This window comes from Pontibacillus salipaludis (assembly GCF_014642405.1).
Lineage (GTDB): Bacteria > Bacillota > Bacilli > Bacillales > BH030062 > Pontibacillus > Pontibacillus salipaludis.
Window position 1 is genome coordinate 13,180 of record NZ_BMIN01000018.1, and the last position, 17,986, is coordinate 31,165.

Annotated in this window: 17 protein-coding genes and 1 riboswitch; all 17 genes read left to right on the forward strand. The window is 39.5% G+C overall.

Annotation, left to right across the window (positions count from 1 at the left end; translation table 11 throughout):
• Positions 1-138 precede the first annotated feature (138 nt).
• The 17 genes from IEW76_RS16400 (at position 139) to IEW76_RS16480 (ending at position 17,957) form a co-directional block, all read left to right on the forward strand.
• The gene (locus IEW76_RS16400; RefSeq protein WP_188655512.1) at positions 139-927 is read left to right on the forward strand and encodes a restriction endonuclease; all 789 of its coding nucleotides are present in this window, start codon (positions 139-141) and stop codon (positions 925-927) included.
• A 77-nt stretch (positions 928-1,004) separates the two neighbouring features.
• Positions 1,005-1,577: a hypothetical protein gene (locus IEW76_RS16405; protein WP_188655513.1), complete on the forward strand. Its 573-nt coding sequence runs from the start codon at positions 1,005-1,007 to the stop codon at positions 1,575-1,577.
• A 924-nt stretch (positions 1,578-2,501) separates the two neighbouring features.
• A complete protein-coding gene (locus IEW76_RS16410) occupies positions 2,502-3,023 on the forward strand; it encodes a hypothetical protein (RefSeq protein WP_188655514.1) in 522 nt (173 codons plus the stop codon).
• Between the two features lie 34 nt (positions 3,024-3,057).
• Entirely contained in the window at positions 3,058-3,339 is a 282-nt protein-coding gene (locus tag IEW76_RS16415; protein ID WP_188655515.1) for a hypothetical protein, read from the forward strand.
• 32 nt (positions 3,340-3,371) lie between these two features.
• Positions 3,372-3,785 carry a protein-export chaperone SecB gene (locus tag IEW76_RS16420; RefSeq protein WP_188655516.1) on the forward strand — a complete coding sequence of 138 codons (414 nt, stop codon included), beginning with the start codon at positions 3,372-3,374 and terminating at the stop codon, positions 3,783-3,785.
• A 1,120-nt stretch (positions 3,786-4,905) separates the two neighbouring features.
• Complete coding sequence (locus IEW76_RS16425; RefSeq protein ID WP_188655571.1) at positions 4,906-6,120, forward strand: Bcr/CflA family efflux MFS transporter; 1,215 nt, start codon at positions 4,906-4,908, stop codon at positions 6,118-6,120.
• A 232-nt stretch (positions 6,121-6,352) separates the two neighbouring features.
• Positions 6,353-8,284: a fructose-1,6-bisphosphatase gene (locus tag IEW76_RS16430; RefSeq protein ID WP_188655517.1), complete on the forward strand. Its 1,932-nt coding sequence runs from the start codon at positions 6,353-6,355 to the stop codon at positions 8,282-8,284.
• A gap of 80 nt (positions 8,285-8,364) precedes the next feature.
• The gene (locus IEW76_RS16435) at positions 8,365-8,580 is read left to right on the forward strand and encodes a hypothetical protein (RefSeq protein ID WP_188655518.1); all 216 of its coding nucleotides are present in this window, start codon (positions 8,365-8,367) and stop codon (positions 8,578-8,580) included.
• A gap of 112 nt (positions 8,581-8,692) precedes the next feature.
• Positions 8,693-9,046, forward strand: coding sequence for a DUF488 domain-containing protein (locus tag IEW76_RS16440; protein ID WP_188655519.1), 354 nt, complete (start codon positions 8,693-8,695; stop codon positions 9,044-9,046).
• Positions 9,047-9,369: 323 nt separating this feature from the next.
• Positions 9,370-10,236 (forward strand): MurR/RpiR family transcriptional regulator, encoded by an 867-nt coding sequence (locus IEW76_RS16445; protein WP_188655520.1) that lies wholly within the window; start codon positions 9,370-9,372, stop codon positions 10,234-10,236.
• Positions 10,233-11,120 (forward strand): N-acetylmuramic acid 6-phosphate etherase, encoded by an 888-nt coding sequence (gene murQ, locus IEW76_RS16450; RefSeq protein WP_188655521.1) that lies wholly within the window; start codon positions 10,233-10,235, stop codon positions 11,118-11,120. Before IEW76_RS16445 ends, murQ begins: the two co-directional genes overlap by 4 nt.
• Positions 11,121-11,140: 20 nt before the next feature.
• A complete protein-coding gene (locus IEW76_RS16455; protein ID WP_188655522.1) occupies positions 11,141-12,565 on the forward strand; it encodes a PTS transporter subunit EIIC in 1,425 nt (474 codons plus the stop codon).
• Positions 12,566-12,778: 213 nt separating this feature from the next.
• The gene (locus IEW76_RS16460) at positions 12,779-13,180 is read left to right on the forward strand and encodes an NUDIX hydrolase (RefSeq protein ID WP_229721276.1); all 402 of its coding nucleotides are present in this window, start codon (positions 12,779-12,781) and stop codon (positions 13,178-13,180) included.
• A gap of 155 nt (positions 13,181-13,335) precedes the next feature.
• Positions 13,336-13,436, forward strand: a riboswitch (purine riboswitch).
• 75 nt (positions 13,437-13,511) lie between these two features.
• Positions 13,512-14,450 (forward strand): nucleoside hydrolase, encoded by a 939-nt coding sequence (locus IEW76_RS16465; RefSeq protein WP_188655524.1) that lies wholly within the window; start codon positions 13,512-13,514, stop codon positions 14,448-14,450.
• An 852-nt stretch (positions 14,451-15,302) separates the two neighbouring features.
• Positions 15,303-15,572, forward strand: coding sequence for a 30S ribosomal protein S14 (gene rpsN / locus IEW76_RS16470; protein ID WP_188655525.1), 270 nt, complete (start codon positions 15,303-15,305; stop codon positions 15,570-15,572).
• Positions 15,573-15,600: 28 nt separating this feature from the next.
• Positions 15,601-16,785 carry an FAD-dependent oxidoreductase gene (locus tag IEW76_RS16475; protein ID WP_188655526.1) on the forward strand — a complete coding sequence of 395 codons (1,185 nt, stop codon included), beginning with the start codon at positions 15,601-15,603 and terminating at the stop codon, positions 16,783-16,785.
• A complete protein-coding gene (locus tag IEW76_RS16480; RefSeq protein WP_188655527.1) occupies positions 16,782-17,957 on the forward strand; it encodes a GTP-binding protein in 1,176 nt (391 codons plus the stop codon). The genes IEW76_RS16475 and IEW76_RS16480 overlap by 4 nt, the downstream gene beginning before the upstream one ends.
• Positions 17,958-17,986: the final 29 nt, after the last annotated feature.

Below are 17,986 nucleotides of genomic sequence, written 5' to 3' on the forward strand. Positions count from 1 at the left end.
TGAGGACTATGCTCACTTTGTGTGGTTTAACTCTTTAAAAGAATATTATAATGCTGATGAAGACTTTCGTTGTCCAGAGTGTGGAAGTTCCCTTAACTGGAAAAATGCAAGAGTTGGGTTTAAAAGGGGAGTATTTAGATGACCTCTAGAATGTCTATAAATTCTTTTACGGAACTTTCAAAAGTTCTTGCCAATGTTTCAGATGATATGTTTTGGGAACCAATAGAAACTGATGAGGATATTGTGCAGTTTAAAGATTATATCAAGCACATTGAAGAAAGTCAGTCTTGGGATAGAAGCCGAAATAAAGATAAAGGTGAACTTTTGGAGGAATTTACAATGTTCCTCTTTAATAGGTTTCAGGATGTACGAGTTACCAAAAATAAAAGACCAGCTGATAATGAAACAGATATAGAGGCAGTTATGAGTGAAAAAGCACAACCACCATTTATTACGCAAATAATAGGCCCAAAAATAGTGTGTGAGTGTAAAAATAAAAAATCTTCATCAATTGATGTTGGAATGGTAACAAAACTGGCGGAGATATTACCCACTAGAGGGTCCAGTTTTGGTGTGTTTATATCAATTAATGGTATGGGTGGATATGCCTGGAGATATGGAGAAGGTAAAAGAAAAAAGATTATGTATAAAGATAGGTTACCACTTATCTCCTTTACAGTTAAAGAGCTAGAAGTGTTACTGGAAGGTAATAATTTCTTAACAATGATTAAACAAAAATACTATCAGTTACTTGATGAAGTAGACGATGAAACTGCCGATATTCCCGAACAGCCAAATATCGAATACACTAAGAGGTTGAATGAAGTTATAATACACTTGGAGAAATGTGAACTTATGAATAGCGATATGGCTTTAGAAATCAAGGAAAATATAAGATTAAAATACGGTGAAATAAATAATGATTAAATTACAATCTAACAATATTGTTAAGAAGTGACACTTATTGAGTGTTATTTTTTTACTAATTTTCAGGAGATGAAGAATTGATGTTTGGTCTCTCAGATAATTGGACAAAGATTGTGTCAGCATTGATTATTGCGTTTATTACATCAATAGTTACTCACAGATTAGCAATTGCTAAAGAAAGAAGGTTACAAACAGATAAACAACGGTTTGAAATACTAAACAACGTATATATTCCTTTATATAGAGCCTTTATAAATAAACAAATTAAGGACATAGGTAAGCCTTTTGGTTATTTAGGCATCGATGAAGAATTGTTCCATGAAATTAATAAAATTTATGAAGACAATATACATTTAATTGATCCTGCATTGGAAGCGAGAATTTGGGAACTAAAAGACCATTTCTCTGAAGAACAACGAAGAATGGAAGAGATGGGTGACAATACTCCTGTTCAGGGCGATTATGAATATAGGATGATACGTTATGTTTTTTACCATTATAACAAGATGAGGAGAAGGTTAAAGTTACCTTATGAAAAAACATATCTTAAATATCATGACATATATGAAAAAATAATTAATAATACGATAAATTACTTTAAGGGTAGAAAAATTAAAAGAGATCTAGAGAAATATAGAAAAAAAGAATAGCATTATTAGTAACGCTTATTAGTGGATTTATAGCTATTATTCAAAGTGCTCAGGCAAGGTTTCCTTTACATATGCAACTTTTAGAAGTTTTGTAGGGCAATTTTATCTTGCTATAATATAATTAAATAGACATCCCTTCTCTATTTGTTTATTAAGGATACATAGATTTAGACCTCACTTCACCTTTTGCAGAAGAGTTAGGGGATCTATTTTTGTTTCTATATTCGAAATATCAATTACTGATTCTGCTCAAACGAACAACCCTAATGGTCTACGGTTGTTCGTTTTTTCATTAGGATTCTGATAAGAAATCAGTACAATTTCTTATTAAGTTACTGAATTTGTGCGAAGCTTCTCTTTTTAAGTTATTGGTCATGAAAGAAGCATGGGGACGGTTCCTGTGTTACCTTTTTTTTGCCTTATTCGAAATATATGAGTGATAGTATTAGCTTCTCAACAATTGAATAAACTTTTGGAAAGTCTCTCTAGTTCTTTTGACCACGAATATATATCAACGTTTCCGTATGGGGCATCACCTTCATATAGTCAAGAAGCGTAAGCTTTTATAAATAGGAAGCGCTAGAACCGTCTCTGTGCTTCTTGTAAGCTATTATTCCAGCAAAAGTTTCTTCAAATTTTAGGAAATGGTTCTGTATATACATTAGTAAATATATGATGGAAATTTGTAAAGAAGCAGCTATTAACCATTTCTTAAAAGAGTCACTGTAGGCTAGAAAATAAATGTTGATAGTTGGATTATTTTAGACTTTTAAAAGTTTTTTCATCATTTTAGTAATCGTAACTTACAAACCTCTATACATTGCATTATAATGGAAATGGAGTTAAACTATTCTAAAGAAGCTCATGAAATAGTAATTATACATATTCTAATTTCATAAATTGTTGTATGTTTGGGGAATAGCTATGAATAATACAAAGTTTATTGGTTATCATGGAACAATAAAAGATAAAGCGGATAAGATTAAAAGAACTAATTTTACAGTCAATTTTAAACATGTAGGTTGGTTAGGAACTGGAGTTTATTTTTTTGATGAGGATTATGATTTAGCTTTAGATTATGCTAAAAGGGTTCATAAAGGTCGTATTACTAAAGTACTCAGAGGTGAGCTAGATGTTCCGCCTGGTGAGGTTTTTGATTGCACCGATGACAATTATAAGAAAGCTTTTCATAAGTATAGAGAGAAGTTGCAAAAAGATCTCATTGAGAAACATAATGTAAATCTTAAGGTAGGAAATAGTAATGATTTCGATGGAAAAGTTTACAATTTTATCTATCGTAAAAAAGGGTATACTTTATTTAGAGCGGAAACTTATACTTTTTCAGAGGTGGATGATAATTATGGTTTCCCTCCTTCAAGAGTACCGAATGGCATTGAGTTATGCTTGAAACAACCTAGATATATAATAAAAAAAGATATTGTATAGTTATTATTCTTATTACTCAAAGGAGAATGCTATTATGAGTGATGAAAATTTAAAAAATATTGATGAAGAGTTGGAAAATTTGTCTAGAGAAGAGTTTATAGAATTGTTAGAGTTATCTGGGTTTGAAGTTGAAGACGGAGATGGAAAAGTAATATATACAGATATAGAAAAGAATGATAAACACAATAATGATGCTGGAACTTTTGTGTTAAATAAACAAGAAACTATCCAGTACAATTTAAATGAAAAAAAATATTATCATAAAGATAGCGATGTAGGAATTAATTACTTTCCAACAGCATACGTAGCTTGTTAATCTATTAAAATATTTGTTTTGGGGCGATTATTATGGAAGAATCTACCGAGAGCGCTTTGGTTTTTAGAGATTACTTTATAAATTCATTCGATTATAAAAGAAGTGAGCATGCTCATTTTAGTGATGATACAGCTATTGAATTATCTTTTGATTTAAGTGCTCATGCTGGAATGAATGAAGAAAAAGATAGTCTAAAATTATTAATTGGATGCACAATATTTGAAGAAGAATTTTCTCAAGGGAATGCACCTTTTTATTTAGAAGCTAATATTACTGGTTTTTTTGATTGTAAAGGAAGTTTTGATATAGAAAATTTTGAATATAATGCAATTGCGATCTTATTACCATATTTAAGGTCATTTATAACAAGTTACACTTCACAAGCAGGGATTGCGCCCGTGATACTTCCACCTATAAATGTGTATAATGCATTTAGAAAAACATAAAAAGAGGCCATTATGGTCTCTTTTTTAGATGGCATAAAAGAGCAGCCAGAATTTTTAAGGGTTTATAGGAAGTAATGCCGTTTGTTTTTAATTACTTTTGCTCATTTTCTTTTTTTATATGATGATGTAATCATAGAAACTGTCTAGCTAATTTTTCATTTCTAGAAACATTAAAGTTCTCAGGAAATTGATATTCTAATTGTATTTTAGTGAAAAAATTTTTAACAACCTCAACAATCTTCTCGGTGTCTATTAGATTTTTATAGGATCATAGTTTTCTCTTCGAAAACTCGATTTTATCACCGAACTCTCCAAAAGCAGGAGTATAGGTATTAGAAGCGCTAGGACAGTTGTGCTTCCTATAAAATCCCCAACAATCTGAGAGGGATCTCAAAAGTTGTAAAAGAAGCGTCCCCCGCGCTTCTCTAAGCACTATTCCTATATGTTATCGGACCCCTAAAATTATTAACTACTGTTTTCTATCTCAATTATCATCATTCGGCTGATTTTTTCACTCACGTCCACGTTCCGCATAAAAAAGGGCTAAATCTTGAATATCTCTTGGAATGGAGGCAAAAGATTTATGAAGCAGACGGGCCTCTTTTTGAGGACCAGAAATGAAACCAATTACTTGAAGATGATACAAATCTTTAATCACATGAAGCGCGGGGACGGTTCCTATGCTTCCTCAAAAGTTCTAACAATATGAGTAATAAAAGAGAGTTCTCAATAGTTGGATAAACTATTGAGAACTCTCTTTTTCTTTACTATTAGACTTATGTTGGATTTTTAGTTACAAGTTGGAGTCGCTTTTGTAAATAGGAAGCACTCGAACCGTCCCAGCGCTTCTACAATGTTGTTTTACAACGGTCAGCTAAGTGGTTATATGGGGGAGAAGAAGGAAATATTGAAGTCAAAAGGAGAGCCCATAGGATATCATGCTATGATTTATTGAATTTACCTTGGTGCCTGCCCCCCTACGTTAGCGTAGTGGGGGGCAGGCACATTGTTTTTTCTACTAAAGATTGCTTTCTGAATGATAGAAAAGCCCTGGGGTAGACTTCCAGAATGAATGAAGTTAAAATCATAGTTCAACAACCAGAAGAAGAAGGTGTTCATCATTTTACATAATCCAACAGGGAAAGAAAGAATAGGGCTAGCGTTTTTACTAGGAATGCTTGGAATACTAGGACCACTCAACATCGATATGTATCTCCCCAGCTTTCCGGGGATTGCATCTGATTTAGAAACGAGTGCGTCACTTGTGCAGCTCAGCTTAACGACCTGTCTGATCGGACTTGCTGTCGGTCAAATTGTCGTGGGACCCATCAGTGATTCGCAAGGGAGAAAGAAACCGTTAATCATCTTCCTATCCCTCTTCGCGGTGGCGTCCTTTGCTTGTGCGCTTGCGCCGAATATCTATGTACTCGTCATCGCTCGTTTTATCCAAGGGTTTACGGCTTCTGCTGGTGTCGTCCTTTCCAAGGCGGTCGTACGAGACGTATTTATAGGAAGGGAATTGACGAAGTTCTTCGCCTTACTGATGGTGATCAATGCGACGGCTCCGATGATTGCGCCGATCACAGGTGGGGCGATTTTGCTGTTACCGTTCGCCACATGGGAGACGATCTTCCTCTTCCTAAGTATCGTAGGGTTCGCCATCGTGTTCACCGTAGCAGGCAAATTACCTGAGACGCTTCCGGTAGAAAACAGGATCCCGAGCTCCGTGAAGGAATCGGTTCGGACCATTGGCCGTCTGTTGAAGGACCGATCCTTCATCGGATACGCCTTAACGATCGGGTTTGTCCACGGCGGGAGTTTCGCTTACGTTTCTGGAACGCCATTTGTTTATCAGGGAATCTATAACGTATCTCCTCAGGCGTTCAGTTTCTTGTTCGGAGTGAACGGCCTTGCGATCATTACGGGTAGTTTTCTAGTCGGCCGTCTTGGCGGCATTTTTCACGAGAGAAGCTTGCTGAGAAGTGCTGTACTGATTGCGGTTAGTGCGACGGGGGTTCTATTAGTGATGACGCTTCTCGAAGGACCATTGTATTCCATTGTCGTGCCGATCTTCATCTATATGACAGCGATGGGGATGGTTTTGACAAGTACGTTCACTTTAGCGATGGAGCATCAAGGCCACAGAGCTGGGAGTGCCAGTGCTGTGCTCGGCATGCTGCCACTATTGTTTGGCGCGGTTGTTTCGCCACTGGTCGGTCTTGATGAAACGACGGCTGTCCCAATGGGAGCTATTCTATTTACGACGGCCTCGATTGGTGCTACGTTCTTCTTCACGTTGACGAAGAAAGACGCAAAAAAAGCATACGCGGGATAACATGAAAGCTCTGCTCGTCCGGTTGGATGAAGCGGGGCTTTTATAATGGATGGAATGAAGGGAAGCACGGGGGACGATTCCTGTGCTTCCTTTTTACTTAGAGTTTAAGAATAATAAAACTATAACTATCGAATCTATCTGGAAAGACGAAACCTGGTTTATAATAGAATCAATTAACTAAATTTTTGGTAATTGATCGAAAACGATGAGGATCGAAGGGGGACTGGGTAATTTGGATTCGAAACTATTAGACTTATTAGCGCAACGGTACGATAGCGAGGAAGAAATAGTAACAGCCATCACAAACCGGGAAGCGATTTTACATCTACCAAAGGGAACAGAGCATTTTGTTAGTGACTTGCACGGAGAATATCACGCCTTTCAGCATGTGTTACGAAATGGTGCGGGGAAAGTTAAAGAAAAGATACGAGATATCTTCGAGGGTGAATTGTCGGATCAAGAAATCAATGAATTCTCCTCATTAGTCTATTATCCGGAAGATAAAGTGAAGTTAATCAAGGTCCGTATGAACAATGCACAGGAGTTGAATCAATGGTACACCGAAATCATCGACTATATGATTCGACTGCTCCCTTACGTTTCTTCCAAGTACACACGTACGAAGTTACATAATGCATTACCAAAGCAATTTGCCTTTATTATTGAAGAGTTATTGTATAAAACGGGGGATCATTTCAATAAGGAGCAATACTATACGAAAATGGTTCAACAGATTATTTCTCTTGGGCAAGCGGAGAAGTTGATCGTTGGTCTTGCGTATACGGTTCAAAGACTCGTTGTTGACCACCTGCATGTAGTAGGGGATATCTATGATCGTGGTCCTGAGCCGGATAAGATTATGGATACACTCATCGATAATCATTCCGTCGATATTCAATGGGGAAACCATGATGTATTGTGGATTGGTGCGTTTGCTGGGTCAAAGGTGTGCCTTGCTAACATCATCCGTATTTGTGCACGATACGCGAACCTGGATATTATTGAGGACGCGTACGGCATTAATCTTAGACCCCTTGTGAATCTTGCGGAGAAGTATTACGAAGATAATCCGGCATTTAGACCTAAACTACACAAAGACGAAGAAATGTCTGATTTTGAACAAATCCAAATTACTAAAATCCATCAAGCCATTGCGATCATTCAGTTTAAACTAGAGAGCCCGATTATTAAGAGGCGACCCGATTTTCAAATGGAAGACAGGCTTTTGCTTGAGAAGGTTGATTATGATTCGGATGAGATTACGCTCCGTGGAGAGAAGTATCCTCTCGAGAATACGTGTTTTGCAACCGTTGATCCAAAACAGCCTGCAGCGTTGTTAGAGGAAGAGATCGAAGTGATCGATAAACTTCTGTTTTCTGTCCAGCATTCAGAAAAGTTGGCAAGACATATGAACTTCCTCATGAAAAAAGGCAGTCTGTATTTGAAGTATAACGGCAATTTGCTCATTCATGGCTGCATTCCGTTAGATGAAGAAGGGAATATGGCTGAAATGAAAATAGGGGATCAAACCTATGCGGGGCGAGAGTTATTAGATGTCTTTGAGAAGTATGTCAGGCATGCTTTCGCCCATGTTGAAGAAACAGATGACCTGGCAACCGATATCATATGGTATTTGTGGGCTGGGAAGTATTCTTCCCTCTTTGGGAAAAAAGAAATGACCACCTTTGAAAGATATTTTATTAAGGACAAACAAACGCATAAGGAGATCAAGAATCCTTACTATTATTTACGTGAGAAGCAAGAAGTTTGCCGTGACATCCTAACAGACTTCGGATTAGACCCTGATCAAGGACACATCATTAATGGCCATACTCCTGTTAAGGAAATTGAAGGGGAAAATCCTGTGAAGGCAGATGGGAAAATGATTGTCATTGATGGTGGGTTCTCAAAGGCTTATCAGTCCACGACAGGGATCGCCGGTTACACCTTACTCTTCAATTCATACGGCATGCAGATTGTCGCTCATAAACAATTCACCTCCAAAGAAGATGTCTTAGAAAATGGGACAGATGTATTGTCTGTAAGAAGGTTAGTTGATAAAGAACTAGAGCGGAAAAAGGTGCTTGAAACGAATGTTGGGGAAGAATTACAGCAGGAAATCTCGATCTTAAAAAGTCTTTTGGAGTATCGGTATAAGAATTAATATTCTTAAGGTTTGCTAGGGTCATGGTGACGAGCATCCCATCAGCTCTTTGGATTGTTATTAGAAAGGAGGATACCTGTATGAGTGCTTTATCTTTAAAGAAAAATTTAATAATCGGATTAGTTGGGCTAGCTATCTTAATTGCGCTATCTTTATTCGCAACTCAATCATATTTCAATAAAAAAGAAATAACTGCTGCAAATGAAAAGTGTCATGAGGTTAATGGTAGTCCTGTAGTACATACATCGAAATTTAATTTGAGCTATTCTTTCGAGTGTGAAAATCCGGGTAAGTAACTTAATGAACGTTAAATTAAGGACGTTCCTCATCTAAACCTGCTGTTTGTTCAAGGTTAAGAGAGGGGAAATAGGTAGTAGACGATCACAACTTAAAGAAGAGGTGATGGGCATGTCTGTAGTATTGAGAAGGATCTATGAAGAGGACAAAATCTTAGGTGGCCATCGGGTACTCATCGATCGAGTATGGCCGAGAGGAATATCTAAAGAAGAGGTACATTTAGATGAATGGATCAAAGAGATCGCGCCTAGTTCTTCTTTACGCAAATGGTTTGATCATGATCCTGATAAGTTTGAATCCTTTAAAGAATCCTATCAAAGAGAACTTAATGAGAATTCCGAGGCGAGCCATAAGCTGAATGAGCTAAAGGAAATAGCCTCTGATAATAGGGTCGTTTTACTCTTCGGTGCTAAAGATAAAGAGCACAATCACGCAGTAGTTTTGAAAGAAATGATCGAGAAGTAAAGAAATCGGACGGAGCTTGTTCTTCTGCTATCTGCTATACGTTTAACAATAGGAGTCCTAAAAGGGGGTCTCAATAGGTGAACAACCTGTTGAGGGTCCTCTTTTTGTTTTTTATGACCCAGGTGATTAAAATCGTGTACGCGTGCGAGCATTTCCTGCATCACGTTACGTATAGGAAGCGCTAGAACCGTCCCCGCGCTTCGGGTTATTTCTAAAATTGAAATTTTATTTCAGAAATTGTGATATTATCGATTTAATATTTCAATAGCGTTATACTTTCTGTAAGCGCTTAAACAATCTGATCTCAATTGAGGTGTAGCATTTTGAATGGAGTTTTATATAGAGTCAGAGAGTCCATTGGAGCGGTAAAGCAAACAGAGAAAGTCGTAGCCCAGTACATATTACAACATCCTGAAGAAATTGTATCGATGTCGGTCCAGCAAGTTGCAGCTAATTGTTATTCGAGTCCTGCAGCTGTGTTGAGGTATTGTAAGTCGATCGGATACGAAGGTTTTAAGGATTTTAAGCTGAAATTAGCCGGTGATTTGTCGATCATTAGCTTACATGATTTAGAGAAAGAGCCATTAGAACCAGGAGCTTCTCTTGAAAATATCATGTCGGTTATTACAAACAACAATGTTCAATCGTTGTATGAGAGCTTACAGCTACTTGATAAAGAAGAGCTGACCAAAGCATACCGACTTTTGGTCGACGCAGAAAAAATAGATTTATACGGAGTTGGCTCTAGTTATCTTATTGCCTCAGACGCCGTGCAAAAATTTATGCGTATAAACAAGGTGTGTACAGCCTATAGTGACTTTCACATGCAGCGGGTATCGGCTGTGAATCTGAGAGCGAACGATGTAGCGGTAGCCATCTCCTACTCAGGTGAAACGAAGCAGGTCATTGACTGTATTAAAGTAGCTAAAAGTCAAGGAGCAAAGGTCATTGCGATTACGAAGTACGCTGACACGGCGATTAGTTCGTTGGCAGACGCAGTGTTGTTTGTAGCGGCGAAGGAAGACGAGTTTCGTAGTGCTGCTATGACGTCAAGGATGGCAACACTGAATGTCATTGATATTTTATATACCGCCTGTGCCCATGAAGAATATGATGAGGCGCTACTCCATTTAAGAAGAACCCATGAAATCATCCAACAGAGCGGTGAAAAAGGAGGAAGTAATTCTTGATACAGAATCTTACCACAGAGACACGCAACCAACATACGATGGATCTAGATGATATGAGTACCCATGATTTTTTGAAAGTAATGAACGAAGAAGACCATAAAGTCCCTCAAGCTGTTGAACAAGAAATAAGCTCTATTGAAAAGGCCGTTAACCTTGTAGTGAAGTCCTTTCAGTCAGGAGGTCGCCTCATCTATATAGGGGCTGGAACTAGTGGCCGTCTAGGTATTCTGGATGCCGTGGAATGTCCACCAACCTTTGGGACGAGTTTTGAGAAAGTACGGGGATTAATTGCTGGTGGTGAACGCGCCATTATGAAAGCTGTAGAGGGCGCAGAGGATAATAACGAGCTTGCTGCTGAAGATCTAAAGAAGCTTGGCTTAACTAAAAACGATACGGTAGTCGGATTAGCAGCAAGTGGCAGAACTCCTTATGTAAAAGGGGGGCTTGCTTATGCAAAAGATATCGGGGCTCATTCAGTAGCTGTTAGTTGTAATAAAGGTGCAGAAATTAGTCAATTTGCAGATGTTTCAATTGAAGTGATGGTCGGACCAGAGGTAATTACGGGGTCGACTCGATTGAAATCAGGAACTGCCCAGAAGTTAGTAGTGAATATGATTTCAACGGGAGCAATGGTCGGCATCGGCAAGGTGTACGGCAACCTCATGGTAGATGTGCAATTAACCAATCATAAATTAGTAGAGCGTGCGAAGAACATCATTGCGTTAGCAACAGGGGTCCCTTATGAAACAGCCGAGGAATACTTGAAACGCTCCGGAAGTAAGCCGAAAGTTGCAATTGTGATGATCGAGAAGCAATGCGATAAAGATGAGGCAGAAGCTAGCTTAGAAGCTGCAAATGGGTTTGTACGCCACGCAATCAACTAATAGAAGGGTAGGGGAAGGATATGAACAATCGTGAGCTTGCCGGTAAAATACTTGAGCATTTAGGCGGAAAAGAGAATGTTACTAGTTTTGCAAATTGTATAACCAGACTACGAGTTAATGCGAAAGATCATTCTCGCATCAATACCGAACAGCTTAAACAATTGGATGGAGTCATGGGTGTTGTGGAAGATGAGACCATTCAAATTGTGCTTGGTCCAGGTAAGGTAACCAAAGTTGCGTATGAGTTTGGTGATTTAACAGGGATTGATGGCGGAGAAGTCGATCAAGATGAATTTGATGTAGCATCGGATACAAAGGCTTCGTACAAGGCGAAGCAAACGACGAAAGTACAGCAAGTACTTCGTCACATCGGTAATATTTTCATTCCGCTTATCCCTGGTTTTGTTGCTTCTGGACTCATTTTAGGTATAGCCAATTTAATCTTGAACCTTGCCAACCCAGAAGCAGGTGTCTTAAACCCTGCTATTCTAGAATCTGATTGGTACATTCTATTACAATCAATTGGTGGATTATTATTCGGAAGCTTAGGGATATTTGTAGGTATTAATACGGCTAGAGAGTTTAGGGGGACCCTAGTTCTCGGTGGGATAGCTGGTCTTATTATTTATGCCCCCGTCTTAAGCGATATTGGCACGTTGCAATTATTAGGACTAGATTTAAAGGTTAGTACAGGACTAGGTGGTCTGTTAGGTGTTATCATCTCAGCTTATATTTTCGTGAAAATAGAATTATTTATCAGAAGACGCATCCATGATAGTCTCGATTTACTTGTTACGCCTCTCATAACGATTCTGGTTGGTTCCTTATTTACTGTTGCTGTTATTCAGCCAATCGCCGGATTTATCATGAGTGGTATTACTTGGTTCTTGGTAGACGTTATGCTTGAGGTAGGCGGAGTTGTTGGTGGCTTTGTGCTAGCAGCGACCTTCTTGCCACTTGTTACTCTTGGCTTACACCAGGGATTAATCCCCGTGCATCTTGAATTAATAGAAAGTATCGGCGCCACTACATTGCTTCCGGTTCTAGCTATGGCTGGTGGTGGACAAGTCGGGGCTGCTGTAGCCATCTATCTTAAGACAAAAGATGAGCGCTTACGCAAAACCATTGCAAATGCTTTGCCTGTAGGAGTTCTTGGGATAGGGGAGCCACTCATTTACGGTGTATCCCTACCACTTGGGCGTCCATTCCTAACGGCTTGTCTCGGAGCAGGATTTGGTGGAGCATTCTTAGCTCTTACGAATATTGGGGCTATAACGGTGGGCCCATCTGGTGTAGCGTTACTCCCTCTTATATCTGACGGGAAGTATGTAACTTACATTATTGGATTGTTGATTTCTTACATCGGTGGCTTCGGGCTAACCTATCTATTCGGATTTAAGAAAGAAATGGTCAACAAGCTTTATAATCAAGAAAAAGCAGCTTAATAAGATTAAAAATGATCTTGCCTAATTAGGTAAGGTCATTTTTTTGTCTGGATAGAACTATGTTCTTTGTCCATCCTGTTAGTGGGACTGATTGAATCTACTTGGAGAATGATAGTATAGAGGCTTATAATTTAGGGACAACTTAAATAGAAAGGTGCCTATGTGATGTTCAAATACACAGTTTGCTTTGTGAAGAGGAAAGATAGAATCCTGATGCTTAATCGAGAAAAAGCTCCTATCATGGGCGTTTGGAATGGAGTCGGCGGTAAGGTTGAGAGAAATGAATCACCTGATCAAGGTGCTTTACGTGAAGTGTTTGAGGAAACGGGCATTAGAGTAGAAGCTTTTTATTCTAAAGGTACGGTGACCTGGGAAACGAACAACGGTGAACTGGATGGGATCTATGTTTACTTATATGAGATTGATGAACATTTTACATATGACACTCCCTTAAAGACACGTGAAGGTATTCTGGAATGGAAGTCTATTGATTGGATACTAAATCCTCAAAATCTTGGAATTGCAGGAATGGTTGCTCAATACTTACCAGTTCTATTGACGGAAAAAGGTATTCATTCATTTACATATAAAGATGGACATATTACTGTTTCTTAAATAACTCACTTCATTTTTTTGAATATAACTGCAACCGTATTCATTCAAGGAGCATGGGGACGGGCACCTTTGCACGAAGGTTAGCAGGTTCAGGGAACATGACCCTGTGATTGTCGAAGTGTGTTGCCTCTGGTTACACCCTATGCTAGAATGAGGGCAATTAAATCAGCATTCCTTATATATATGTGGAAAGATGGCCCACACGTTTCTACCCAGCTGCCGAGAAAGCTGGACTATAAGGAGAGAATCGCGCGGTGCGACCTCTTTCCTTTTTTATTATGGGAAAGAGGTCTTTTTTTTTGATCGTGCACACAACGAGAGGTGGAGATGGATGATGAAGAATGTATATTTAAACCATGATGGTGGAGTCGACGATCTTGTGTCGCTTTTCCTTTTATTACAGATGGATGATGTGAACCTGACAGGGGTGGGCGTTATTCCTGCCGATTGCTATTTGGAGCCTGCTGCTTATGCGAGCCGTAAGATCATTGACCGGTTCGGACATGGGAAGTCGGTTGAAGTTGCGGCATCGAACTCGCGCGGGGTTAACGCGTTTCCGAAGGACTGGCGCATGCATGCGTTCTATGTGGACGCGCTGCCGCTGTTGAATGAAAAAGGGAGCATTGATGCACCGCTTGCTTCAGTTCCGTCTCACGAGCATTTGATCGAGACGCTCCGTAAAACGGAGGACCCAACGACGCTTGTATTCATCGGACCGCTTACGGATCTAGCCCGCGCACTGACTAAAGCGCCGGATATTGAAGATAAGATCGAGAAGCTGATCTGGATGGGCGGGACGTTCCTTGAGGTTGGAAACGTTGAAGAACCGGAGCACGACGGAACTGCGGAATGGAATGCTTTCTGGGATCCTGAAGCGGCGAAGCGTGTTTGGGACAGTTCGATCGTCATCGACTTGGTCGCTCTCGAGAGCACGAACATGGTTCCGTTGACGCTCGACGTTCGTCAAAAATGGGCATCACAGCGCGAAGATCTGGGAATTGATTTTCTAGGTCAGTGCTATGCGATGGTTCCACCGCTTGTCCATAATCAGACAAACTCGACTTACTTTTTGTGGGACGTGTTGACGACGACAACGGTCGGCAATGAAGGGCTCGTGAAGAAAAAAACGGTAAAGAGCATCGTCCACGACTCTGGGGTGAGCCAGGGAAGAACGGAGTTGTCTGAGAACGGCCGTAATGTGAATCTCGTGTATGAAGTGTCCCGTGATGCGTTCTTTGAATACGTGACAGAGTTATCAAGACAAGGATGATTATTTTTATTAATAAGGGTATGGGCGACAGGATGTAATAACCGATCAACGCCTTGATAGATAAAGGGCTTTGAACAATTTTGCTACTATTAGAATAGGAATAGAGGCTTCTCATTCGTTGAATTAACGTTTGAGAAGCCTTTTTTATATTAATGAATCTCGATCATTCTCCTTCATCTTGTTTCGAAGCGGCGTTTCTATTGGAAATAGGAAGCGCCAGAACCGTCCCCGCGCTTCACGAACAGGCGGAAATCTTAAGGCTTCTGTGACCTTTTGGAGGTATGGGTAGGTCAAAAGGTCATAGATCACGTGTTTATCTTACGTTTTGGTTCGTATAATCAAAGAAAACGTCACAGATGGGGCTTGTCTCTGACTGTTTGAGGACAAAACACTAGCAAAATGTCATCGATTGCTTTGATCACTTACCTTTTTAAGCTTTAAATCTAGCGAAATGTCAGAGAGGGACAATGTACCTGTCCCCATGGCCCTGAGCTTCCATTTGGAATCGAAAGTAGCTGTTTACAAAGAAAGAGTATTCATTTATACTTATTAAATCGTAACGATTACGTTTTGTTTGGTTGGTGTTTATCAGCAACAAAGCTCTACATTGTCAGGCTTTTGGTAAATAGGTGAAACTAAGTGCCAAAAGGGAGTTTGTTGAGGTTGAAAAATGACTACTAAGAAAGAGATCTCAGTTACGATTATAACGGTTTTTCTTAGTGCAGGTAACTTATGTCCAAGGAAGATAGTGAAGTAAAAACGAGACCAAGAGAAGTGAATTGATTTTTATTGGAAAAGGAATAGAATAACATTTAAATCGTAATGATTACTATTTAAAAGGAGTTTTTTACTATGGCAAAAAAATCTATGATTGCAAAACAACAAAAGAGGCAACAAATGGTGGAAAAGTATGCTGAAAAGCGTAGGGAATTAAAAGAGAAAGGGGACTACGAAGCACTAAGAAAGTTACCTAGAGATTCGTCCCCTACTCGTTCCAATAATCGTTGTGCGGTTACAGGAAGACCTAAAGCGTATATGAGAAAATTCGGCATGTCCCGTATAGCATTCAGAGAGTATGCTCATAAAGGTCAAATTCCTGGCGTGAAAAAAGCGAGTTGGTAAGGATCCTTTTAAGAGAAGGGGAATGCTATTGTATAAATTAATTGTTATTGGTGGAGGAGTACAGGGGTCTACAATTGCCACCTGGCTCCTCCGCTTCAATAGGATAAAAGAAGAAGATTTATTAGTCATTGACCCTTATGATGATCCAATGCATAACTGGATGACTACAACAAGAAAGATTGGGATGACTTACTTACGTTCGCCTTCTGTTCACCATTTAGACCCCGACCCATACAGCTTAAAAAAATATGCCAAAGAAAAAGATTATACGCAAGGATTTAGAGGGTACTACAATCGACCTCAACTACAAATGTTTAATAACCATTGCAAGGATATATTTCAAACCGTTGGCCTGCAAAACTGCTGGAAACAAGGGTGGGTGAGAGCTCTCCGGTTTCATGATGAAAGGTGGCATGTGAAGCTTTCGTCCAATGAGTGGTATCAAGCAGAAAATGTTGTTGTAGCTATTGGGGTAAATCATCAACCTTTTATTCCAGAATGGGCGGAGAGTTTAAGGGAAGCTTTACCACAATCCATCACGCATGTCTTTCAAGAAAACGAGGAGAGTGCTGACATGGATTCAGGCGCTGCTGTTGTTGTAGGAGGATTATCAGCTGCTCACATGGCAGCGACATTGGCTCAAAAGGCTACCGAACCCGTTACACTGATAAAGCGTCATCCTTTTCGAATAGAAGATTTTGATAGTGATCCAGGCTGGATGGGCCCTAAATATCTAGATCGTTATCATAAAGAATCCTCTTATCAAAAAAGAAGGCAATGGATCCAACAAGCTCGACATAGAGGATCTGTAACCAAAAGTATGTACACAACATTAAGATCCTTAGAGCAACAAAGCAAACTGACTATTGTTACGGATGAAGTGGAAGGAGCCCATCATGATGATGGGAACATCTTCCTCAAAATGAAAAATACAGAGCAAATCATAGCCAATCATCTATTCTTAGCTACGGGTGCGAAAGCTGGTTTGCCGGGTGAAAGTTGGTTGTCGGCGACAATCAAGGAGCATCATTTGCCTTGTGCCCCCTGTGGATTCCCCATCGTAGACCAACAATTAAAATGGAGTAAGGGATTATATGTATCAGGAGCTTTAGCAGAGTTAGAGGTTGGTCCTGTGTCTAGAAATATAGCTGGGGCTAGAAAAGCGGCTGAACGAATTTGCAAGGCTTTTCCTGTTTTGGAGGTGAGTAGATGAATAATAAAATACCAGTAACTGTACTTAGTGGTTATTTAGGAGCTGGAAAAACAACGCTCTTAAATCATATACTGCATAATAAAGAAGATAAGAAGATTGCAGTCATCGTTAATGACATGAGTGAGGTCAATATAGACGCAAGTTTGGTGAAACAGGGTGGATTCAGCAGAACAGAAGAAAACTTAGTGGAGATGCAAAACGGTTGTATTTGCTGTACATTACGAGAAGATTTAATAGAAGAAGTCAATAAACTAGCTGAATTAGATATCGATTATATTGTCATAGAATCTACCGGAGTTTCAGAGCCTATCCCCGTTGCACAAAGCTTCACCTATAAAGATGAAGCATTAGGGATCGATTTAGGAGAGAAATGCCGTCTAGATACCATGGTAACCGTAGTAGATGCTAATCGCTTCTGGAAAGACTACGAGTCTGGAGATCGTTTATTGGATCGCAAACAAGCTACAGATGAGGAAGATGATCGCGATGTAACAGATTTGTTAATCGACCAAGTAGAGTTTGCGAATGTCCTTGTCGTAAACAAAACGGACTTAGTTCCAAAGAAAGAAGCAGAAGAGTTAAAAGCTATTCTATCGCAGCTGAATCCCACTGCTTATATAGTTGAATCTCAATACGGAAATATTCATCTTTCCCATATATTAAATACACATCTCTTTGATTTTGAAAGCGCTAGTCAAGGTGCGGGTTGGATAAAAGAATTAAATGAGGAACACATACCAGAGAATGAAGAGTATGGCATTACATCATTTGTCTATCGCAGAAAGAGACCATTTCATCCGATTAGATTTATGGAATTCTTGGAGAATTGGCCCAAGAAGATTACTCGCTCAAAAGGTTTCTTCTGGTTGGCGAGTAGAAATGATCACGTTGGGCTATTATCTCAAGCTGGCTCTTCGTTGTCGGTACAAGGCGCAGGGGAATGGGTGGCAACACTACCTGAACAAGAGCAAGAAGAACAGTTTCAAGATGATCCAAGTTTGTCTTCTAGATGGGATCCGGTTTATGGTGATCGCATGAACGAAATTGTTTTTATAGGTATTAAAGTAGATCGTGAGCAGCTAGAGGAACGATTGGATCATTGCTTGTTAACTACGGAAGAAATGGAAGAACGGTGGAGCGACTTTTCCGATCCCCTACCTAGTTTTTTCTAATGTTTATGGTATAACGTTTGGTCAAAAAT

Bases quoted from the DNA above. Each gene is read 5' to 3' on its own strand.
- IEW76_RS16435 (WP_188655518.1), top strand. From the start codon at position 8,365: ATGAGTGCTTTATCTTTAAAGAAAAATTTAATAATCGGATTAGTTGGG.
- IEW76_RS16480 (WP_188655527.1), top strand. From the start codon at position 16,782: ATGAATAATAAAATACCAGTAACTGTACTTAGTGGTTATTTAGGAGCT.
- IEW76_RS16440 (WP_188655519.1), top strand. From the start codon at position 8,693: ATGTCTGTAGTATTGAGAAGGATCTATGAAGAGGACAAAATCTTAGGT.
- IEW76_RS16465 (WP_188655524.1), top strand. From the start codon at position 13,512: ATGATGAAGAATGTATATTTAAACCATGATGGTGGAGTCGACGATCTT.
- IEW76_RS16400 (WP_188655512.1), top strand. From the start codon at position 139: ATGACCTCTAGAATGTCTATAAATTCTTTTACGGAACTTTCAAAAGTT.
- IEW76_RS16455 (WP_188655522.1), top strand. From the start codon at position 11,141: ATGAACAATCGTGAGCTTGCCGGTAAAATACTTGAGCATTTAGGCGGA.
- IEW76_RS16420 (WP_188655516.1), top strand. From the start codon at position 3,372: ATGGAAGAATCTACCGAGAGCGCTTTGGTTTTTAGAGATTACTTTATA.
- rpsN (WP_188655525.1), top strand. From the start codon at position 15,303: ATGGCAAAAAAATCTATGATTGCAAAACAACAAAAGAGGCAACAAATG.
- IEW76_RS16410 (WP_188655514.1), top strand. From the start codon at position 2,502: ATGAATAATACAAAGTTTATTGGTTATCATGGAACAATAAAAGATAAA.
- IEW76_RS16460 (WP_229721276.1), top strand. From the start codon at position 12,779: ATGCTTAATCGAGAAAAAGCTCCTATCATGGGCGTTTGGAATGGAGTC.
- IEW76_RS16415 (WP_188655515.1), top strand. From the start codon at position 3,058: ATGAGTGATGAAAATTTAAAAAATATTGATGAAGAGTTGGAAAATTTG.